Here is a 19,713-nt window from a genome sequence, read left to right as displayed (position 1 = left end):
CATTGGGCGGCACTATGTTTCGCCTCGCGCTGTTCGTCGTCTTCGGCTTGTTCTTCCTGTTTCCGCTCTACGCGATGGCCGACTTCTCGACCAGGAACCTGATCGCCGGCGGTCGCACGCTGCAGGCGTGGCAGAACCTGGTGGCCAACGAGGCGCTGTACCAGGCGATCGTGATCTCGCTGCTGCTCGCCGTGTTCACCGTGGTGCTGATGCTGCTCATCCTGATGCCGACGATGATCTGGGTGAGGCTGCGCGCACCGTGGGCGCGGGGCATCGTCGAATTCCTCTGCCTGCTGCCGTTGACCATCCCAGCGCTGGTGATCGTCGTCGGCCTGCGCAACGTGTACCTGTGGGTGACGTACTTACTCGGTGAATCCGCGTTGACGCTGACATTCGTCTACGTGGTGTTGGTGCTGCCGTTCGCGTACCGCGCGATCGATGCGGCGCTGTCGGCTATCGACCTCAAGACGTTGTCGGAGGCGGCGCGCTCCCTCGGTGCGGGCTGGTTGGCGACGATCGGTCGGGTTGTCGTGCCCAACATCTGGTCGGGAATCCTGTCGGCCGCGTTCATCTCCATCGCGGTTGTGCTGGGGGAGTACACGATCGCGTCGCTGTCCGGCTACGAGACACTGCAGGTTCAGATCGTGCTGATCGGCAAGAGCGACGGCCCGACGTCGGTCGCCGCGTCGCTGGCCACCCTCGTCTTCGGCTTCGTGCTGCTGCTCGTTTTGGCGTTGGCGACCCGCGGCAGGCGCCGCGGCGGCGGCGCAGGAGCCGATCCGGCCATCGCCGCCACCACCGCCGCCGGGCCGTCTTCGCGCCTCGCGTCCGCGACCGAACCTGGAGTACCCGAATGACGAATGGGGTTTCCGTCGAGCTGACCGACCTGACCCGGGTCTACGGCTCAGTGAAGGCCCTCGACGGGCTGACGCTGCACATCGAGCCGGGCGAGTTGGTCGCTTTACTCGGCCCGTCCGGCTGCGGGAAGACCACGGCGCTGCGCATCCTCGCCGGCCTCGACGAGGCGACATCGGGCAGCGTCTCGGTCGACGGCAAGGACCTGACGAAGGTGTCGGCGAACAAGCGCGACATGGGCATGGTCTTTCAGGCCTACAGCCTCTTTCCGCATCTGACCGTCGTCGACAATGTCGCATTCGGCCTGAAGATGCGCGGAAAAGGCAAGGGGCAGAGGCGCTCCCGCGCCGATGAGATGCTCGAGCTGGTCGGGCTCACCGCCCACAGGAACAAGTACGCCAGCGAACTGTCCGGCGGACAGCAGCAGCGGGTGGCGCTCGCACGGGCGCTGGCGATTCAGCCGCGCGTACTTCTGCTCGACGAGCCGCTTTCGGCGCTCGATGCCAAGGTGCGGGTGCAGTTGCGCGACGAGATCCGCCGGGTGCAACTCGAGGTCGGCACGACGACGCTTTTCGTCACCCACGACCAGGAGGAGGCGCTGGCGGTCGCGGACCGGGTCGGGGTGATGAGCCAGGGCACGCTCGAGCAGCTCGCGGCACCCGCCGAGCTCTACGCAAACCCGGCGACGCCGTTCGTCGCGCAATTCGTCGGCCTGAACAACAAGGTGCCCGCCGAGGTTTCGGACGGCGAGGCCAGGCTGCTCGGTACGTCGGTGCCCGCATTGACCGGCTCGGTGGCTTCGGGTGCCGGCCTCGCGATGGTGCGGCCGGAGTCGGTGACCGTCGAGGCCGACGCGGCAGGCACCGCAATGGTGACCTCAGTTGCCTTCCTCGGGCCGATCTCGCGGGTGCACCTGACGCTGGCCGACGGGACGGCGGTGATTGCACAGATGGCCAGCTCGGCGGCGCGCGCGTTCACCTCCGGTGACCGGGTGACGGTCGGTGTCGAGCCGACGAGCGTGCTGGTGGTTGCGAGCTAGTGTCCTGAGTCGTTAATTCGTTGGCAGTAGTTGCCGATGCTGGCGAGGATTTGGTCGGCGGTTTTGGTCCAGACGTAGGGCCGGGGGTTGTCGTTCCAGGTGTCGATCCAAGCCCTGATGTCGGTGTTGAGTTGGCGCACCGAGGTGTGGGTGCCGCGACGCAGTTTCTTGGTGGTCAGTTCGGCGAACCACCGTTCGACCAGGTTGAGCCATGACGAGCTGGTCGGGGTGAAGTGCAGGACGAACCGCGGGTGCGCCAACAGCCAGCGCTGGACTGCCGGCGTCTTGTGGGTGGAGGCGTTGTCGAGCACCAGGTGCACGTCCAGGTCGGTGGATACGGAGGCGTCGATGGTCTTCAAGAAGGCCAGGAACTCGGTGGCCCGGTGGCGTGTGTGCAGCGCACCGATCACCTTTCCGGTGCTGAGATCCAGTGCGGCATAGAGGCTTGAGGTGCCGTGGCGGACGTAGTCGTGGCTGGCTCGCGCGGGGATTCCGGGCAACATCGGAAACACCGGCGCAGTGCGATTGAGCGCCTGAATCTGGGTCTTCTCATCAACACACAACACCATGGCCCGTTCCGGTGGGTTCAGATACAGTCCGACGACGTCGCGGACCTTGGCCACGAACAACGGATCCTTGGACAGCTTCCAGGAATCCTGTTTATGCGGTGCCAGGCCGAATGCCCGCCACACCCGCGACACCATCGACTGCGACAGTCCCAGGTGCTCGGCCATCGACCGGGTCGACCACTGAGTGGCGTTTCGGGGGGCCGTCTCCAGCGTGGCAGTGATCAGCTCCTCGATGCGGGCATCCTCCACGACGCGGGGCCGGCCCGGCCGCGGTTCATCGAGCAAGCCGTCGAGGCGATCAACGGCGAACCGGTTGCGCCATTTGGTCACCATCCCGCGGGTCACGCCCAGCTCCCGGGAGATCTGCGTATTACTCGAATCACCTTCACAGGCAAGAACTATGCGAGAACGCAGGGCCAGCGCCTGAGCGCTCTTAGGTCGACGCGCCCAGGCCTGCAACTGCTCACGCTCATCGTCGCTCAACACAACGCTCATCGCTACTGGACTCGGCATGATCCCAGTCTAGCGGCTGAGCGCGGATTAACGACTCAGGACACTAGTCACTGTCGAGATGGACGTAATGGCGCGCTCGTCTCGCACTTTCGCGCCCATACGTCGGTTTCGGCATCATCAGACTGGCTTGATGGGGTCGATGCCCAGATCCTTGTAGCTGACCAGCGCGACGAACGGCACATTGCGCTCAGCGAAGAGCTTCGCGGCGACGTCGCCGCGGTCGACCATCGGGATCACGCCGGTGACGACCACACCGAGCGGGGCGATCCGATCCAGCGCCAGCGCAGTCGAGCCGCCGGTGCTGATGACGTCGTCGACCAACAGCACCCGGGTGCCCTTCCCCAGCCGGGTGCCCTCGACCCACTGCTCGCGGCCACGCTGCTTCTGTTCCTTGCGCACCGAGAACCAGGCCTTGCCGGTGACCATCGCCACGCCGTGCGACAGCGGGTCGGCGCCCATCGTGAGCCCGCCGACCGCGTCGAAGGAGATACCGTTGTCGGCCGCGAGTTCGGCGACCGCGCGGCTGACGATCGCCAGCCGCTCCCCGGTGTCCACCGCGTACTTGCCGTCGATGTAGTCGTGGCTGAGCTGACCGCTCGCCAGCTTGAAAGGCTCCTCGCGCCGTTCGTGGCCGCGGGTGCGAATCAGATCGAAGGCGGCTTGCCAGAGCTCAGAGCGTTCGGTCACGCGCCGATCCTAGCGCGCTCGACCAATTCGATTGTGGCCGAGCGGAAACCGTCGTGCGAGTCGATGGGTGCGGCGTATCCGACCCTGGTGTGGGCGGTTCCGTGCGGTGTGCTGACCGTCAAGGCAAGGCCGTACCGGTCGGCGCCGGTGCACGTCGCCGCGGTCGCGTCGGGAAAGCCGGCGAGGTTTCTGGCCATGTCGCGCAGCGACTCGGCGTGATCGGCGTTGAGATGGGCGATCGCGCGGGCCGCGTGCGGTGCGAGCGGATCGGCTTGCGCGGCCGCGTAGTCCGCACCCGTCACCACGTCCATCTGCCCGTATCCGCCATACCAGCGCACCCGGCCGACCCGCAGCAGCCACAGCGTGAAGTCGGCGTAGTCGATGTAACTCGTGGCGCCGGGCACCGCGGCAAGGTGCGCGTCCCGCGCGGCGGCGAGTTCGGCGCCGACGGGCCGTTGGGCGACACCGGCGAGCGTCACCCGAGCCCATGCCTGCGGATCAGGGTCGGAGGTCGGAGAAACGATCGAGATGCTGGCCCGCTGATCGGTGGACAGATTCCGGCCGTGCTCGGCGAGACTCGACACGCACAGCACCGGCGCGCCGTCGAGCAGACCGTAGGTGACGAACGAGGCCCATGGATCGCCGGCAGAACCGATGGTCGCAAGCGTTCCAGAGTTCGCGGAGGCGGCGATGGTGCGCGCCCCCTCGGCGGGCGAGGGCCGATCACGGGATGCCACGACGGCACGATACCCAACCTCGGTGCAGCGCGCTGCCCGCTATCTGCCCTAGCGATGTGCGTCAGTGCGCCCGGTGCGCCAGCCGCTCGGAGTTCGAGATCAGCACGCTCTTTCCGTCGACGCGAATCCAACCGCGGTTGCGGAAGTCCGACAGCGCCTTGTTCACGGTCTCCCGTGTAGCGCCGACCAACTGTGCGAGCTCCTCCTGCGTCAGGTCGTGCGTCACCCGCGTCGAACCGTCCTCGGGGATACCGAACCGCTGCGCGAGGCCAAGAAGCTGTTTGGCGACCCGGGCGGGCGCGTCGATGAAGGACAGGTCGGCCATGGCGTCAGTGGTCTGGCGCAGCTGCCCGGCCATCAGCCTCAGCAGCCGGCTTGCGAGCGGGGGGTACTGGTCAATCCACCTCTCGAGTCGATCCCCGTCGACCGTTGCCGCGTGGACCTCGGTAATGGCCGTGGCGTTCCACGGCTGCGGCCCAGGGTCGAGTATCGAAAGCTCACCGAAGATGTCCGGCGGAGCTAGCACGGACAGGATGTTCTCGCGTCCGTCTTCTGCGCAGCGGCCGAGCTTCACCTTGCCGTCGACGAGGATGTAGAGCTGGGCGTCGAGATCACCTCTGGCGTAGATCACGTCGCCCGCAGCGAAATCGACCGTCGGCAGCCGAGAGGTGAGCGTGGCGACCACACTCGGCTCGAGCGCGCGAAACAGCGCGGCATCGGCGACGGTTCGGTCCATGGCATCACGCGATACCCGTGGACGACCGGGGCAAACGCGGCGCGCCGGGTCAGATATTTGCCCTGGCGTCAGCCGCCGAGCGCGGCGATCAGATCCTTGATCCTCGACGCCTCGTCCTCGAGCACCGGCTCTTCGGCTTCGACGGCCTCGATGAGGTCCTTGCGCAGTCCGACGCCGTTGGCGGCTTCCTTCGTCGACAGCTTCGCCCGGCCCCGCGCGATGTAGAGGCGCTGACCCAGCGTGGCGCCGGGGCCGTTGGCAGCGGTGGCCATCAGATCGTCGTACCGGCTGCGCACACCGCTGAGCGCGACGATGACCGACGGGGTCACCCGGCTTCGGCTCGCGGCGTCGGCGAGCGAGTCTTGAAGTTTGCGAAGACCGGCGAGGATCACACCCGCACGGTCAGGGAACTCGGGATCGCTCGGATCGGGGAGGGTGTCGATCGCGGCGGCGTACATGTGCATCGCCGCATCGGACAGACCAACGATTACTGGGGCTTCGCCATCATTAGGCTCTGACACGCACCACTCGATTCGTCGAAGAATTGGGAAGACCAACGCCACCCGACAATGGGAACATTGGCCGCGCAACGGTATCCCGGTTCGTCGGCGGTTTCAACCGTTCCTTTACACCACTCGGGGCGACTCGTTGCTCACGTGGCGCCGCGACACGCGGTGCCGATTCAAGTTCAGCGCGGATGGGTAGGTTTGAAGTTCGTATGGATGCTCCGGCGGATGCACGAGATCGCGTCGACGAGTTGGTCGACCACGACCCCACGGCGGGCAGCCACGTCTCCGACGGCGTGGTGGAACATCCGACCGCCGACGACTTCGGGCATGCCGCCGTGCTGCCTGCCGATCGCACCTGGTTCAAGCGTGCCGTCTTCTATGAGGTGTTGGTACGGGCTTTCTCCGACTCGAACTCCGACGGCTCCGGCGATCTTTGCGGGCTCACCGACAAGCTCGACTACCTGAAGTGGCTTGGCGTCGACTGTCTTTGGCTGCCACCGTTCTACGACTCGCCCCTGCGCGACGGCGGCTACGACATTCGCGATTTCTACAAGGTGCTGCCCGAGTTCGGCACCGTCGACGACTTCGTCTCGTTGCTCGACGCCGCACACCGGCGCGGCATTCGGGTGATCACTGACCTGGTGATGAACCACACCTCGGACTCGCATGCGTGGTTCCAGGAATCGCGGCGTGATCCCGACGGGCCGTACGGCGACTTCTTCGTGTGGAGCGACACCAGCGACAAGTACCGCGACGCCCGGATCATCTTCGTCGACACCGAGGAGTCGAACTGGACGTTCGACCCCGTGCGCAGGCAGTTTTACTGGCATCGATTCTTCTCGCATCAGCCCGACCTGAATTACGACAACCCCGCCGTGCAGGAGGCGATGATCGATGTCCTGCGGTTCTGGCTCGACCTCGGCATCGACGGATTCCGGTTGGACGCCGTGCCCTACTTGTTCGAGCGCGAGGGCACCAATTGCGAGAACCTGCCCGAGACGCACGCATTCCTGCGTCACTGCCGCAAGGTGATCGACGACGAATACCCGGGAAGGGTGCTGCTGGCCGAGGCGAACCAGTGGCCCGCCGATGTCGTCGAGTACTTCGGCGACCCCGACACGGGTGGCGACGAATGCCATATGGCCTTCCACTTCCCGCTGATGCCGCGCATCTTCATGGCGGTGCGGCGCGAGTCGCGGTTCCCCATCTCGGAGATCCTGTCCCAGACACCTCCGATCCCCGACATGGCGCAGTGGGGCATCTTCCTGCGCAACCACGACGAGTTGACGCTCGAGATGGTCACCGACGAAGAGCGTGACTACATGTACTCCGAGTACGCCAAGGATCCGCGGATGAAGGCCAACGTGGGCATTCGCCGCAGGCTCGCGCCCTTGCTCGAGAACGACCGCAACCAGATCGAGCTGTTCACCGCGATGCTCTTGTCGCTGCCGGGTTCCCCGGTGCTGTACTACGGCGACGAGATCGGCATGGGCGACATCATCTGGCTCGGTGACCGCGACGGCGTGCGCACGCCGATGCAGTGGACGCCCGACCGCAATGCGGGATTCTCGACCGCCACCCCTGGCCGGCTCTACCTGCCGCCGAACCAGGATGCGATCTACGGCTACCACTCCGTCAACGTGGAGGCCCAGAGGGACAGTTCGACGTCGCTGCTGAACTGGACGCGGACGATGCTCGCCGTACGCAGGCGCCACCAGGCATTCGCCATCGGTACCTTCCGCGAGCTGGGCGGATCCAACCCGTCCGTGCTGACCTACGTCCGTGAATTGGGCGACGACACAGTGCTGTGCGTCAACAACCTCTCGCGGTTCCCGCAGCCCATCGAACTGAGTCTGCAGCACTGGAATGGGTACACACCGGTGGAGATGACCGGCTACGTGGAGTTTCCCCGCATCGGTCAGCTGCCGTACCTGCTCACCCTTCCCGGTCACGGCTTCTACTGGTTTCAGTTGCGCCCGCCGGAGGCTGGAGATCAGCCATGAACCTGCCATTCGGCGAGTGGATCGTCACCCAGCGCTGGTATGCCGGCCGCAACCGCGAGTTGGCGTCCGCGGAGCCTGCCGTCGTCGTATCGCTGCGCGAGGACCTCGATCTCGTACTGCTCGAAGTCGCCTACACGGAGGGGCCGTCCGAGCGTTATCAGGTGATCGTGCGATGGGACACGGGGCCGATCGAGGAGTACTCGGACGTCGCGACCATCGGCGGGGACGGCGGCCGCACCGCCTACGACGCGCTCTACAACCCGGCGGATGCGAGATATCTGCTGGCGCTGTTCGATTCGTCGACGACGGTCGGCGACGTCCGGTTCACCAAGGAGCCGGGGGCCGACCTGCCGTTGGACGCCGCACCACGGGTGTCGAGCGCTGAACAGAGCAACAGCAGCGTCATCTTCGAGGAACAGGCCGTGTTCAAGATGTTCCGGCGGATCACGCCGGGCACGAACCCCGACATCGAACTCAACCGGGTGCTGGCGCGGGCGGGCAATCCGCACGTTGCCCGGTTGCTCGGATCCTACGAGTCGACGCTTGACGGGCAGCCGTACGCGCTCGGGATGGTCACCGAGTTCGCGGCCAACTCGGCCGAAGGGTGGGACATGGCCACGGCCAGCACCCGCGACCTCTTCGCGGAGGGCGATCTGTACGCCGACGAGGTGGGCGGCGACTTCGCGGGCGAGTCCTACCGGCTCGGCGAAGCCGTTGCCTCGGTGCACGCCACTCTCGCCGCGGAACTGGGGACCTCGACGACGGCCTTCCCGACCGACGCGGTGCTCGAGCGGCTGGCGGCCGCGGCGGCGGCGGTTCCGGATCTCGGCGTCTATGTGCCACTGATCGAGGAGCGCTACCGCAAGCTGGCCGAGCGGACGATCACGGTTCAGCGCATGCACGGCGACCTGCACCTCGGGCAGGTGCTCCGGACCCCTGCACGGTGGCTGCTGATCGACTTCGAGGGTGAGCCCGGTCAGCCGCTGGACGACCGGCGGCGCCCGGACGCGACCGCACGCGACGTCGCCGGCGTGCTGCGGTCGTTCGAGTACGCCGCCTATCAGCGGCTGATGGAGCAGGACGAGGACGGCGACCGGTCCCGGCAGCTGGCGGCGCGGGCCCGCGAGTGGGTGGACCGCAACAGCACGGCGTTCTGCGAGGGATATGCGGCGCACTCGGGGACCGACCCGCGCGAGGACGCCGAGCTGCTGGCCGCCTACGAGCTCGACAAGGCGGTCTACGAGGCCGCCTACGAGGCTCGGCATCGTCCGACATGGCTGCCGATTCCGCTGCGATCGATCGCGCGCATCGTCGGCTGAGCCTGCTGCAGCACTGCTTGACGCCTGCGTTGAATTTGCCAAACAGCTCCGCGGGGCCGTCGGCGGCGGGACCATCCCATCATGGCTGACGTCGACTTCTGTGTGATCGGGGCGGGTTTCGCCGGCCTATCGGCGGCGTTGCGGCTCAAGCAGGCGGGGCATTCGGTGGCGCTGCTGGAGGCACGCGACCGGGTCGGTGGCCGCACCTTCACCGAGGTACGGGACGACGGGACGTGGATCGACCGCGGCGGCGCGTGGGTCGGCCCGGGCCAAGACCGCATCTACGCGTTGATGAACGAGTTCGACATCGGCACCTACAAGCAGTATGCCGATGGCGAGGCGATGATGATCGTCGACGGCAAGCAGTTCCGCTACCGGGGCGTTGTGCCGCGAACGCTGAACCCGTTCGCGACGGTGAACCTCGGCACCGCGATGCTCGAGCTGACCAAGATGTGCAAGACGATCCCGCTCGACGCGCCATGGGACGCCAGGAAGGCCGACAAGTGGGACAGCATCACGGTCGCCTTGTGGCTGGATCACCATGTGCGGTCGGCGGCCGCCCGCGATCTGCTCGAGACCGCGATCGGCGGCACCTACACCAGTGACACCTCGGAGATCTCGCTGCTGTTCGCCCTGCATCAGATGGCGTCGGGCGGCGGGCCCGATTTCGTGTTCGGCATTGAGGGCGGGTCGCAGGACTCGCGCATCGTCGGCGGCATGGGGGCGGTCTACCGGCCGATGGCCGCGCGGCTCGGCGAATCGCTACACCTGGCGCAGCCGGTGCGAGGGATCGCCCAGGACGACGTCGGGGTGACGGTGCGGTCCGACGACATGACGGTGCGGGCGCGGCGCGCGGTCGTCGCCGTGCCGATCGCGATCGCCAGCCAGATTCTTTATGAGCCAATGCTTCCCGTTGACAGATCGCTGTTGCAGCAGCGCATGCCCAGCGGGGCCGTCTACAAGATCAACATCGTCTACGACGAACCGTTCTGGCGGGCCGACGGACTGTCCGGACAGTCGGCCGCACCGGGCACACCCGCCCAGGTGACCATCGATGCGTGCACCGATGCCGGCACGCCGGGCGTGCTCTGCGTGATCGTCGAAGGGCCTACCGCGCGGAAACTGTGCGGCCTCGACGACACGCAACGCCGCAAGGTCGTCCTCGACGAGCTCGCCGACCGCTTCGGGGCCAAGGCGCGTTCGCCGGTGGACTACATCGAGCAGAACTGGACGACCGAACGCTATTCGGGCGGAGGCATGATCAGCCACGCACCGCCAGGCGTGCTCACCGAGTTCGGGTCCGCGCTTCGCGAGCCGTGCGGCCGTGTGCACTGGGCGGGCACCGAGAGCTCGGCCGTCATGTGTGGCTGGGTCGACGGTGCGGTGCGCTCGGGAGAACGGGCGGCAGCTGAGGTGATGGCCCTCGAGCGACTGGCGGTGGCATAACGGGTATGCGAAGCCATGGCTTCGTATGCGGTGAACAAGGGTGCGGTGGCGAAGGCGCGCAAGCTGATCGACGCCCGGCAGTACGTGCTGGACAGCGACTGGGGACAGGTGCAGCCGCGCGCCGACGCGCAGAACGCGTTCCTGGAGAACCACTCGTGGGACGAGTACGCGGAGTGGCATCTCGGGCTGACCGAGGGCGCGGCAGAGCACACCAAGGCGCGGTACGCGTTCGTCTACGGCGACCTGCGACGGCTCCACCGCACCGGGCTGATCGCCTGCGTCTACCGCGCGTCGGAATGGCGGCACAAGGACGTCGAGCTGGCGGCCCACGACCTGTTGCAGTACCTCGACGCGAAAACCGGGCTCACCCCGTCGGGCTAGGGCCGGAGAACGAAGTCCAGGAACAAGTCCTCGCCGTCGGGTGGGCGTTCGATATCGAAACCGTGCAGGAAGCCCATGCCCGCCGCGAAGAAGGTGACCGCCCTGACAAGCGCGTCCTGGTCGTCAAAGCCGGCATCGAGGAAAATCTGGTGCACGGCGGCAAGCACCTGCATGTCGCTTCTGCGCACGCCTTCTGCCACGGTTTCGTCCGTTAGCGCCCACACCCGCATGGCACGCTCCAGGGCATACAGCTGCGGTCCCATCAAAGCCTGCATCATCGCCTTGAGCCGATCGCGAGGGGAAGCGCCGGGCATCGTCATGAACTGCTTGCGGCCCTCGTCCTGCAGGCTGCCCCACGCCTCGATGAGCGCGGTGCGGTACGCCGGGAGGTCGGCGAAGTGCCAGTAGAAGCTGCCCTTGGTGACGCCGAGCCGCTCGCAGATCCGGTCAAGCCGCAGTGCATTCGGTCCACCCTCGGCGAGCACGGCGAATCCGGCCTGGATCCAGTCGTCGATCGAAAGCCGACGTCCGGGGTCGCGCCGCGGACTCATGGACGGGAGCATACGGCTACCAGCAACGAGACACTCGTGAAAATTAGCGACGGTATCAGTTCCGTCTTCAAGGGTGCTGTTGCAACCGTGGCCGCCGGTAGTCACCGCCGCTCTTCGGCTTCTACTTCCAGCCCGCCCGGCCGGCGGCACCCCTCGGTGCCGATTACGCGGCCACGGCTGCTTCAGCTGCTAAACCGTACCATACTGCCTGGTATGGGAGGGGTTTTCGACTGAGATGCCACTGCGCGATGGCTGCCGGTCAGCCCGTGATGAACCGCGGCCCCGCCGACCGCTTGCTGCGGGCCGGTGACGGCGCATCCCCCGCCCGCGAAACCGGAACGCTCATGCGCCGGCCTGCAACATCAGCAACCATCCAGTCGGGACGCCCGACGCCGGTTCGGGCGGCGGCGGTTTAGTCGGGCCGGATGCCGGGCAACACGCGTGCATGACTTCTGCAGAGTTCGATGAGTTCGACAACAACTCGCCGCTGACCCCCACCGAGCAGCTCGACTCCGACGAGGTGCGCAACAGCGACGGCGACGAGGTGGTGGATCCCCCGGAGCGGTGGCTCGATCCGGAAGAAAAGGAATCGCTCGACGACAGGCTGGCGGAAGAGACGCCGGACGTGTCGCCCGACGACGTCGACCCGCGCGACGCCGATGATCCCGACGAGGAGACGGTCCTGGTCTCGGACGACGAAATCGACCGCCGCGACCCGGAGCAACGGGGCCGCGAGCGCGGCCAGATCGACGGCACGCCCGAGGACGGCGACTCGTTCTTCGACGTCGTCGAGTAGAGCGCGAGTGAGGAACGAGCGAGGACCAAGAGTAGCTACTCCTCGACCGACCGAAGCACCAGCACCGAGCGGGCGTCGACCGTCACCGTCGCGTCCGCGTCGTAGGGTTTGGGATCGCCTCCGACATCATCGGCGGTGTAGACCACCGGAATCCACGTAGTGCCGAAGTCGTTGTGGGGCAAGGTGAAATCGATTGGCTCGTAGTGAGCGTTGAAGAACAGCAGGAACGAATCGTCGGTGACCCGTTGGCCGCGCACGTCGAGGTCGGGAATGCCGTAACCGTTGAGATACACGCCGAGTGACTTGGCGAAGCCCGATTCCCAGTCCTCGTCGGTCATCTCCGAGCCGTCAGGCGCGAGCCACGCGATGTCGGGAAGTTTCGGACCGCCACGTTGCCGGACCGGTCGTCCGCTGAAGAAGCGCCGCCTCCGGAACACCGGATGCGCTGCCCGCAACGCCGACACATTGCGGGTGAACTCGATGAGATCCTCGTCGGCGGCGTCCCAGTCGATCCACGACAGTTCGTTGTCCTGGCAGTAGACGTTGTTGTTGCCGTGCTGCGTGCGGCCGAGTTCGTCGCCGTGCGCGATCATCGGCACGCCCTGGGAGAGCAGCATCGTGGTCAGGAAGTTGCGCTGCTGGCGCGCCCGCAGCGCGTTGACCTGCGGATCGTCGGTGGGACCCTCGACGCCGCAGTTCCACGATCGGTTGTGGCTTTCGCCGTCGTTGTTGTCCTCGCCGTTGGCCTCGTTGTGTTTCTCGTTGTAGGACACCAGGTCCCGCAGCGTGAATCCGTCGTGGGCGATGACGAAGTTGATCGACGCCACGGGTCGGCGGCCGGTCTGTTCGTAGAGGTCGGCGGAGCCGGTCAGCCGGGAGGCGAACTCGTCGAGCGTGGCAGGCTCACCGCGCCAGTAGTCGCGGACGGTGTCACGGTATTTGCCGTTCCACTCGGTCCACTGCGGCGGGAAGCCGCCGACCTGATATCCGCCAGGCCCGACGTCCCACGGCTCGGCGATGAGCTTCACTTGGCTCACCGTCGGATCCTGTTGCACCAGTTCGAAGAACGTCGCGAGCTTGTCGACGTCGTAGAACTCACGGGCCAGTGTCGAGGCGAGGTCGAACCGGAACCCGTCGACGTGCATCTCGGTCACCCAGTAGCGCAGCGAGTCCATGATCAACTGCAGCGAGTGCGGGTGCCCGACGTTGAGGCTGTTGCCCGTGCCGGTGTAGTCCATGTAGTAGCGCTTGTCGTCGTCGACCAGCCGGTAGTAGGCGGCGTTGTCGATGCCGCGCATGGACAGCGTCGGGCCCAGGTGGTTGCCCTCGGCGGTGTGGTTGTAGACGACGTCGAGGATCACCTCGATGTTGGCCTCGTGTAGCGCGCGCACCATCGCCTTGAACTCCTGCACCTGCCCGCCCGGCGCGGTGGTGCTGCTGTATTTGGGGTCCGGGGCGAAGAATCCGGTGGTGTTGTAGCCCCAGTAGTTGCTCAACCCCTTCTCGATCAGCGTGGAGTCGTTCGCGAAGTGGTGCACCGGCATGAGTTCGATCGCCGTAACGCCGAGCGACTTCAGGTGTTCGATCAGCGCCGGGTGCCCGATCGCGGCATAGGCGCCGCGGATGTTCTCCGGGATGTCGGGATGGGTCTGGGTCAGGCCCTTCACATGCGCCTCGTAGATCACCGAGTCGGCGTACTCATGGCCCGGTGGGCGGTCGACGCCCCAGTCGAAATACGGGTTGATCACCACGGACTTCGGCATGCTGGCCGCCGAGTCGTCGTCGTTGCGGCTGTCGGGATCGCCGAAGTTGTAGCCGAAAAGCGACTGGTTCCAGTCAAAGGTGCCGTCGATCGCCTTGGAGTACGGGCAGAGCACCAGCTTGTTCGGGTTGCAGCGCTGCCCGGCGCCCGGGTCGTACGGGCCGTGCACCCGGTAGCCGTATCTCTGGCCGGGCTGGATGCCGGGGATGAAACAGTGCCAGACGAATCCGTCCACCTCGGGCAGCGTCAACCTGGTCTCGTTGTCGTCGGCGTCGAACAGGCACAGTTCGACCTTCTCGGCCACCTCGCTGAACACCGCGAAGTTGGTACCGAACCCATCGAACGTGGCGCCTAATGGATATGCCTTGCCGGGCCATACCTCCAGCGAACTCTCCTGCGTGGTGGCAGCTTGGGTCAAGAAACACACTCCAAAAATCTGGTCGGACCAACGAGACGATACGGGGGTGCCCGGTGAGGCAGCATCACAACCAAAGTCGTCGATCTTGACCGGCCCGAGGTGCAACAGTGTCCATCAGTCCCGACCTGCCCACTTACCGAACGCTGCGCCTGGTCGTCGAAAGGGGTGTGGGCACCATCACCCTCGACCGGCCGCAGCAGCGCAACGCCGTCGGCGACGGCATGCGCGAGGAGCTGGCAGAGGCGTATCGGTGGTGCGACGGGAGCGACGCGGTGCGGGTGGTGGTGCTCACGGGGGCGCCGCCTGCCTTCTGCGCAGGCGCCGATCTGGCCGCGGGTGAGCGCACCTTCACCGAGCCGGGGCCCGGGTTCTCCGCCGCGGGCGTCGACGTCCCCGCGTGGTCGGTGAGCAAGCCGGTGATCGCCGCCGTCAACGGGCATGCGATCGGATTGGGGCTGACGCTGGCGCTGCAGTGCGACATCCGCATCTTCGCGGCCGACGCCCGCTACGGCGTCGTGCAGGTGCGCCGCGGCATGGTCGGGGATGCGTATTCTCACTGGATTCTTCCGCGCCTCGTCGGCCTGTCGAATGCCGCAGAGATATTGCTGAGCGGGGCCATGTTCGACGGACATCGAGCCGTCGCGCTCGGTCTCGGCAGCCGGGCGCTCGACGCAGCCGATGTATTGCCTACCGCTCTCGAGTTGGCGCAGGACATCGCCGTGAACGCAGCGCCCGCTTCGGTGGCGGCCAGCAAGAGGCTGCTGTGGGACTCGTTCGACCTCGATCGCGCGGAGGTGGGCGCGCGCGAGACGCAGATCCATCTGGATGTGATGGGTCTCGACGACGCCAAGGAAGGCGTGCGGGCGTTCATCGAACGCAGGCCGCCGCGGTGGACCGGCCGGTAGTGCTACGCCGCTGAGCGCGCGATCTCGACACCCGCGGCGCGCATGGTCGTGACCGCTCGCCTGCTCGTCTCCTCCGCTACGCCCGCCGTCAGATCCAGCAGAACCCGGGTCGTGAAACCGGCGGCGGCCGCGTCGGTCGCCGTGGCCACCACGCAGTAGTCGGTGGCGATGCCGACGATGTCGACCTCGTCGACGTCGCGTCGGCGAAGCCAGACCACAAGAGGCGTGCCCGATTCGTCGGTGCCCTCGAACCCGCTGTAGGCCGCCGTGTACCGACCCTTGGTGAAGACAGCTTCCACCTTCGAGTCGTCGAACTCCTGGTGGAAGTCGGCGCCGTGCGTCCCGGCCACGCAGTGCCGCGGCCACGAGGCCGCGAAATCCGGGCTGTCGGAGAAATGCTCGCCCGGATCGATGTGGAAGTCCTTCGTCGCGACGATGTGGTCGTACCCGCGTGGAGTGGCGAGGAATTCGCTTATCGCGTGAGCGACCGACCGGCCGCCGACGACTTCGAGGGAGCCGCCTTCGCAGAAGTCGTTCTGCACGTCGACGATCAGGAGCGCGCGCATGCGCCCCACCTTACGATGCGCAGATGTTCCGTCGAGAGCTCCGTCATCCGCCGAAAAGCAGATAGAGCCCGGTGAAGGTGTAGCCGACCATCACCAGCATCATCGCGAGCTGCCCCGTCAGCCGGTAACCGGCGGGCAGCAACCGCAGGGCACGGTCATGTGCGGCCACCACGCCTGCGACGTGACCGCCGACGACGCAGCACACCTTGATGGTGGCCAGCACCGAAGGATGAAGCGAGAGAACGTAGTTCACCTCCGCGTTGCCGATACCGAGCAGGTTCCACCCGCGACCGAGCGGGTCGGCGAGGTCGATGATCGCCTGCTGGCCCCGTTCGATGAGGTAGGAGAGGTAATGGGCGAACATGTAGCCGAGCACGATCGGCACCAGCGAGTGCGCCATCAAACCAGGTAGCTGCCGCCGGGTGGCTGCGTCGACGCCGCCGGTGGCGCGGGCCGCGGCCCAGAACGTCACGACGACCACGGCGACGAACACCAGCAGGCCTGCGGTCTTCATCAGCGTTGCAGTTGCGGCGGAGTCGGTTTGCCGGTCGACGAAGTTGCGCCAGACCGGCATCGCCGAGAAGCTGTCGAACGCGGTGGAACCCAACAACACCGCGAGCATGGTCACCGTGCCCGGCCGGACCGGCAGCGTGGGAAGGTGGTTGAACGGGTTGCCGATCTCGATGCGACCGCTGCCCGGGCTACGACGCAGCGGTGAGAAGCGCGATGCCACGACGCTGTACGCCTCGAACGGGTCGGCGCGCCCGAACCACTTGTCGCCGCACACGATTGCGCCGGTCACCGTGATCACCAGATAGCACAGCAGCCAGAGCCTGATCGCGCCAAGCGACCCTGGGTCCGGGCTGGCCAGTTCAAGCCAGACGAAGGCGAAGAGTCCGAAGACCGCGGGCCAGTAGCCGAGTCGGCTGGGATAGCCGCCGCCGGCAGGCAGCCGGCCCAGCCGGAGTAACCGGTACAGACCGCGCGCAGGCGAGACCGCCTTCCAGATCGGCCCGATCGCCAGCGACACCGCCACCAGGCCGATCCACATCAACACGTAGAACACGCCGGGCACCGGGTTGCCGTCGGCTCCGCCGAAGAAGGCCGCCATCGCCACCCACGCGGCGAACAGCAGCCCGGCTGCGGCGAGCGCCCAGCGCGTCACCGGTGAATCGACGAACGTTGTCACCCACTGCGGCAGTTCGCGGCCGGGCTTGTCCGGGTCGAACCGTGGCTGCCGCCATGCGAAGGCGACCACCGCGAAGGTGAACGTCAGCGCCCATGCGGCGCCGATCAACGCGTAGGTGTACGGAATCGGGAGATCAGACGACCCGCCGAGACCATGGGCGAGTACTGGGACGGGTCCGTCTGTCACGGCTGAACTTGAACGGTGGCTATCGTCTTGTTCAAGTCGTGCAGCTCGATGTCCACCTTCCCGGGCACGTCGACCGAGAACTGGAACCGCTGAGCCGGCTTTGCCTCGATCTTGAAGGTGTGGTCGGGCGTCGAGTGCACGTGCAGTTCGTCGGCCACATCGCTGTTGACCTTCACGACGATCTGCTCCTTCGTCTTCGCCTCGAGCGCGGCGTTGGTCGGATTGACCTCGCCGTCCTTGATCGTGACGTCGATCAGCAGGCGATCCGGTGGGGCCTGCTCGTCCTGCATGTCCGACGGATTGACCGTCGTGGCAGACGGTGATGACGACGCGCTCTGCGCGTTCTCGGAGTCGCCGCCACCGCCGCAACCGGCCAGCAGCAGAGCGCCGGCGCCGAACAGTGCAAGAAGTCGTCTTTCGCTACGCGTTGAAGTCACCGTGTTTCATCTTGGCCCGTCGACCCTTGCGGTTCACTGTGAGACCCGTCTCTGTTTCGCCGGTCCTTCATCGCGATGTAGACGACGACGCCCGCCACGATGAACGCGGGCACGAAGGCCGGAATCGCAAGGAGCAGCGAGTGGTCGGCCAGTATCGAGATGTCCGGGCCGACCGCCGCGTCGTTCATGCCTGAGCCGACGGCTGCAACTCCGTCTTCGCATCGGTGGGCTGGGCCCGGTTGATGCGGCCCGCTCCCCACGTGAGTCCGCCGATCATGATCAGCGTGCAGACGAGCACCACGAGGCAGCCGATGAACCACATCGACATCGGGGTCTCCGGGTTGCGCTCCCGCTGCAGGATGGTGATCTCGGAAACGAACGGCCGGGTCATCGACGCCTGCGCGGGCACCTCCGGCACGTTGATCCCCGGGTCGGCGGCCAAATAGATCGGCGCGGCGGTGAAGGTTTCACCGTCATGCACCCGCAGCAGCGTCTTCCACTCCCCGTAGACGGGCATCGGTTGGGTGGAGCGATAGTGGCCAGGACCGACCTCCTCGAGGTGGTCGATGAAAATGCCGCGATTGTTGGCCAACCCGCCCTGCCAGCCGAGGACCGACACCCAGTTCGGATCCTCGCTGAGCCGATCGGGCGGGTTGATTCGCACGTCGGCGGTGACCATGCGTCTGTCGGGCGAGCCCGGTGCCTCGGTCAAGGTCATCGTGGCGGTGGTGTTCTGCGGCACCTCATAGCGCAGGCCGTTGGCGGTCGCCCCGCCGATGACGACGACCGTCAGCGCGACCAGCCCGATGCCGATGGCGCGGCCGGGTAGCCGTTGGTCAGTGAGAACCATGCCGAGCATCGCGCCGCACACGCCGGTCAGGATGGCGACCGGCACCGCCATCATGAGCGCTTCCGGCCACATGCTGGTGGGCCACGGATAGGGATAGACGGCGTCGATCCAGAACGACTCCAGCCACAACCCGACGGTGCTGACAAGAAGGCCGCTGACAGCGCCGAAGAGGATCGGTCGTCTGAAAAGCGGCGTGAACGCCACGAGTTCGACGACGACGGCCGCGCCGAGGTAGAGGGCGAACCAGTTGATCGGCGCGCCGAGGATCGGCCCGACAGTGAGCGAGACGAGGCCGCGCAGGCCGATCGCCATCAGCGCCGCGATGATCGCGGCACCGCGACCGAGCATCATCCGGGCCGCGACGAGACCGAACGCCCCCGCCGCCGCGATCAGCATCGGTTCGAACACCTGGCGGAACTGGGGGACACCGAAGTCAAACTCGATCTGGAACACCGAGAGGCCGATGATGATGCCGCCGAACCCGAGATACCTGATGCACCGCAGGAAAAAGCCGTCCGCCGGCTTGTCGGCGCCCATCGCCCGATCGCCTTCGTACTCGAGGAGCAGCGCAGAGATGGTCGAGAAGCCGGCGCCGCCGATCATCATCAGGTGCGTCGGCCCCCACAGCGTGACGTCCTGGCCGAAGATGCGGTGCCAGACGTCGTCGAGCGGGAATCCGGTCAGCGCGTAGAGGCCGCAGCCGGCCATCAGGAACCCACCGACCGGGGCGTACCAGTCCTTGGTGATCCGCACCGCGAATGGACCGGGCTTCTCATACGGCAGGATGATCGCCGCGCAGCCCGCGACGAACAGCAGGAACAGGCCGACCAGGATGAAGTAGTGCGCCGGGTTGGCCAGCGGTCCCGGGTCGCGGCCCTTGCCGATGTGCAGGCTGACGTCCCAGATGAAACCGAACAGCGCGCAGATCAGCGTCGCGATGAACAACGCCATCGGCACCGCGACCCACGGCGGCCGCTTGAACTTGCGGCCCGCGTATTCGGCGACGCTGTTGACCCACGTGATCTTGCGGGTTCGGTGCAGATAGCCAAGCCAGCACAGCAGCGCCCCGATGATCAGCGCGACCACGGTCATGCCGATCACCTGGCCGATTTCGGCGCCGCCCCCTTCGCTGCCCGCCGCAGCAAGGATTGAGATCTCCGTCGAACCCGTCATGTTCCCCACCTGCTGAGTCTCGAAGGATGTTCTTACCCGCCGGTAATGTTGCCAGATCACCCTTAGCCGAAACCAGGGGTACCGGT

At 66.5% G+C, this 19,713-nt stretch carries 20 protein-coding genes; 8 read left to right on the top strand and 12 right to left on the bottom strand.

What is annotated here, in order from left to right; translation table 11 throughout:
• Positions 1 to 14 precede the first annotated feature (14 nt).
• Positions 15 to 857 (top strand): ABC transporter permease subunit, encoded by an 843-nt coding sequence (locus tag C6A82_RS26155; RefSeq protein ID WP_311101551.1) that lies wholly within the window; start codon positions 15 to 17, stop codon positions 855 to 857.
• Complete coding sequence (locus tag C6A82_RS26150) at positions 854 to 1,894, top strand: ABC transporter ATP-binding protein (RefSeq protein ID WP_105341262.1); 1,041 nt, start codon at positions 854 to 856, stop codon at positions 1,892 to 1,894. Before C6A82_RS26155 ends, C6A82_RS26150 begins: the two co-directional genes overlap by 4 nt.
• Here C6A82_RS26150 and C6A82_RS26145 read toward each other — a convergent pair.
• The 5 genes from C6A82_RS26145 to C6A82_RS26125 form a co-directional block, all read right to left on the bottom strand.
• Positions 1,891 to 2,976 (bottom strand): IS630 family transposase, encoded by a 1,086-nt coding sequence (locus C6A82_RS26145; RefSeq protein WP_311101477.1) that lies wholly within the window; start codon positions 2,974 to 2,976, stop codon positions 1,891 to 1,893. The genes C6A82_RS26150 and C6A82_RS26145 overlap by 4 nt on opposite strands.
• Before the next feature lie 117 nt (positions 2,977 to 3,093).
• Positions 3,094 to 3,663, bottom strand: a complete 570-nt coding sequence (locus C6A82_RS26140; RefSeq protein ID WP_105347209.1) for an orotate phosphoribosyltransferase — start codon at positions 3,661 to 3,663, stop codon at positions 3,094 to 3,096.
• Positions 3,660 to 4,400, bottom strand: coding sequence for a HugZ family protein (locus tag C6A82_RS26135; RefSeq protein ID WP_105347211.1), 741 nt, complete (start codon positions 4,398 to 4,400; stop codon positions 3,660 to 3,662). Before C6A82_RS26135 ends, C6A82_RS26140 begins: the two co-directional genes overlap by 4 nt.
• A 61-nt stretch (positions 4,401 to 4,461) precedes the next feature.
• On the bottom strand, positions 4,462 to 5,136 hold the full coding sequence (locus C6A82_RS26130; RefSeq protein WP_105347212.1) for a Crp/Fnr family transcriptional regulator: 675 nt from the start codon (positions 5,134 to 5,136) through the stop codon (positions 4,462 to 4,464).
• 68 nt (positions 5,137 to 5,204) lie between these two features.
• Positions 5,205 to 5,594, bottom strand: coding sequence for a hypothetical protein (locus C6A82_RS26125; RefSeq protein ID WP_105347253.1), 390 nt, complete (start codon positions 5,592 to 5,594; stop codon positions 5,205 to 5,207).
• 260 nt (positions 5,595 to 5,854) lie between these two features.
• Here C6A82_RS26125 and treS point away from each other — a divergent pair, with 260 nt between their 5' ends.
• The 4 genes from treS (at position 5,855) to C6A82_RS26105 (ending at position 10,794) form a co-directional block, all read left to right on the top strand.
• Positions 5,855 to 7,648: a maltose alpha-D-glucosyltransferase gene (treS, locus tag C6A82_RS26120; protein WP_105347214.1), complete on the top strand. Its 1,794-nt coding sequence runs from the start codon at positions 5,855 to 5,857 to the stop codon at positions 7,646 to 7,648.
• Positions 7,645 to 8,967: a maltokinase N-terminal cap-like domain-containing protein gene (locus tag C6A82_RS26115; RefSeq protein WP_105347216.1), complete on the top strand. Its 1,323-nt coding sequence runs from the start codon at positions 7,645 to 7,647 to the stop codon at positions 8,965 to 8,967. The genes treS and C6A82_RS26115 overlap by 4 nt, the downstream gene beginning before the upstream one ends.
• An 81-nt stretch (positions 8,968 to 9,048) precedes the next feature.
• Positions 9,049 to 10,413: an FAD-dependent oxidoreductase gene (locus C6A82_RS26110; RefSeq protein ID WP_105347218.1), complete on the top strand. Its 1,365-nt coding sequence runs from the start codon at positions 9,049 to 9,051 to the stop codon at positions 10,411 to 10,413.
• 15 nt (positions 10,414 to 10,428) lie between these two features.
• Positions 10,429 to 10,794 carry a hypothetical protein gene (locus C6A82_RS26105; RefSeq protein WP_105347219.1) on the top strand — a complete coding sequence of 122 codons (366 nt, stop codon included), beginning with the start codon at positions 10,429 to 10,431 and terminating at the stop codon, positions 10,792 to 10,794.
• On the opposite strand, the gene C6A82_RS26100 is transcribed toward C6A82_RS26105, so the two are convergent.
• On the bottom strand, positions 10,791 to 11,345 hold the full coding sequence (locus C6A82_RS26100) for a TetR/AcrR family transcriptional regulator (RefSeq protein WP_233217061.1): 555 nt from the start codon (positions 11,343 to 11,345) through the stop codon (positions 10,791 to 10,793). The genes C6A82_RS26105 and C6A82_RS26100 overlap by 4 nt on opposite strands.
• A 445-nt stretch (positions 11,346 to 11,790) precedes the next feature.
• On the opposite strand from C6A82_RS26100, the gene C6A82_RS26095 reads away from it, so the two are divergent.
• A complete protein-coding gene (locus C6A82_RS26095; RefSeq protein WP_105347223.1) occupies positions 11,791 to 12,141 on the top strand; it encodes a hypothetical protein in 351 nt (116 codons plus the stop codon).
• Positions 12,142 to 12,176: 35 nt separating this feature from the next.
• On the opposite strand, the gene glgX is transcribed toward C6A82_RS26095, so the two are convergent.
• Positions 12,177 to 14,321, bottom strand: coding sequence for a glycogen debranching protein GlgX (gene glgX / locus C6A82_RS26090; RefSeq protein ID WP_199193887.1), 2,145 nt, complete (start codon positions 14,319 to 14,321; stop codon positions 12,177 to 12,179).
• Between the two features lie 107 nt (positions 14,322 to 14,428).
• Here glgX and C6A82_RS26085 point away from each other — a divergent pair, with 107 nt between their 5' ends.
• Positions 14,429 to 15,226 carry an enoyl-CoA hydratase/isomerase family protein gene (locus C6A82_RS26085; RefSeq protein ID WP_105347225.1) on the top strand — a complete coding sequence of 266 codons (798 nt, stop codon included), beginning with the start codon at positions 14,429 to 14,431 and terminating at the stop codon, positions 15,224 to 15,226.
• Positions 15,227 to 15,228: 2 nt separating this feature from the next.
• Here the strand turns inward: C6A82_RS26085 and C6A82_RS26080 are convergent, their stop codons facing one another.
• From C6A82_RS26080 to C6A82_RS26060, 5 genes are read right to left on the bottom strand one after another with little or no spacing between them, the layout of a single operon-like run.
• A complete protein-coding gene (locus C6A82_RS26080) occupies positions 15,229 to 15,792 on the bottom strand; it encodes an isochorismatase family protein (protein WP_105347226.1) in 564 nt (187 codons plus the stop codon).
• A gap of 43 nt (positions 15,793 to 15,835) precedes the next feature.
• Positions 15,836 to 17,167, bottom strand: coding sequence for a hypothetical protein (locus tag C6A82_RS26075; RefSeq protein WP_105347228.1), 1,332 nt, complete (start codon positions 17,165 to 17,167; stop codon positions 15,836 to 15,838).
• The gene (locus C6A82_RS26070) at positions 17,164 to 17,604 is read right to left on the bottom strand and encodes a hypothetical protein (protein WP_105347229.1); all 441 of its coding nucleotides are present in this window, start codon (positions 17,602 to 17,604) and stop codon (positions 17,164 to 17,166) included. Before C6A82_RS26070 ends, C6A82_RS26075 begins: the two co-directional genes overlap by 4 nt.
• Positions 17,601 to 17,792: a hypothetical protein gene (locus C6A82_RS26065; RefSeq protein ID WP_105347231.1), complete on the bottom strand. Its 192-nt coding sequence runs from the start codon at positions 17,790 to 17,792 to the stop codon at positions 17,601 to 17,603. The genes C6A82_RS26070 and C6A82_RS26065 overlap by 4 nt, the downstream gene beginning before the upstream one ends.
• Complete coding sequence (locus tag C6A82_RS26060; RefSeq protein ID WP_105347233.1) at positions 17,789 to 19,627, bottom strand: hypothetical protein; 1,839 nt, start codon at positions 19,625 to 19,627, stop codon at positions 17,789 to 17,791. Before C6A82_RS26060 ends, C6A82_RS26065 begins: the two co-directional genes overlap by 4 nt.
• Positions 19,628 to 19,713 lie beyond the last annotated feature (86 nt).

The sequence above is a fragment of the Mycobacterium sp. ITM-2016-00318 genome (assembly GCF_002968285.2).
Classification (GTDB): domain Bacteria; phylum Actinomycetota; class Actinomycetes; order Mycobacteriales; family Mycobacteriaceae; genus Mycobacterium.
This window is presented reverse-complemented; position numbering and strand designations above follow the sequence as displayed.

Bases quoted from the DNA above. Each gene is read 5' to 3' on its own strand.
- C6A82_RS26155 (WP_311101551.1), top strand. From the start codon at position 15: ATGTTTCGCCTCGCGCTGTTCGTCGTCTTCGGCTTGTTCTTCCTGTTT.
- C6A82_RS26150 (WP_105341262.1), top strand. From the start codon at position 854: ATGACGAATGGGGTTTCCGTCGAGCTGACCGACCTGACCCGGGTCTAC.
- C6A82_RS26145 (WP_311101477.1), bottom strand. From the start codon at position 2,976: ATGCCGAGTCCAGTAGCGATGAGCGTTGTGTTGAGCGACGATGAGCGT.
- C6A82_RS26130 (WP_105347212.1), bottom strand. From the start codon at position 5,136: ATGGACCGAACCGTCGCCGATGCCGCGCTGTTTCGCGCGCTCGAGCCG.
- C6A82_RS26125 (WP_105347253.1), bottom strand. From the start codon at position 5,594: ATGTACGCCGCCGCGATCGACACCCTCCCCGATCCGAGCGATCCCGAG.
- treS (WP_105347214.1), top strand. From the start codon at position 5,855: ATGGATGCTCCGGCGGATGCACGAGATCGCGTCGACGAGTTGGTCGAC.
- C6A82_RS26115 (WP_105347216.1), top strand. From the start codon at position 7,645: ATGAACCTGCCATTCGGCGAGTGGATCGTCACCCAGCGCTGGTATGCC.
- C6A82_RS26110 (WP_105347218.1), top strand. From the start codon at position 9,049: ATGGCTGACGTCGACTTCTGTGTGATCGGGGCGGGTTTCGCCGGCCTA.
- C6A82_RS26105 (WP_105347219.1), top strand. From the start codon at position 10,429: ATGGCTTCGTATGCGGTGAACAAGGGTGCGGTGGCGAAGGCGCGCAAG.
- C6A82_RS26100 (WP_233217061.1), bottom strand. From the start codon at position 11,345: ATGAGTCCGCGGCGCGACCCCGGACGTCGGCTTTCGATCGACGACTGG.
- C6A82_RS26095 (WP_105347223.1), top strand. From the start codon at position 11,791: ATGACTTCTGCAGAGTTCGATGAGTTCGACAACAACTCGCCGCTGACC.
- C6A82_RS26080 (WP_105347226.1), bottom strand. From the start codon at position 15,792: ATGCGCGCGCTCCTGATCGTCGACGTGCAGAACGACTTCTGCGAAGGC.
- C6A82_RS26065 (WP_105347231.1), bottom strand. From the start codon at position 17,792: ATGAACGACGCGGCGGTCGGCCCGGACATCTCGATACTGGCCGACCAC.
- C6A82_RS26060 (WP_105347233.1), bottom strand. From the start codon at position 19,627: ATGACGGGTTCGACGGAGATCTCAATCCTTGCTGCGGCGGGCAGCGAA.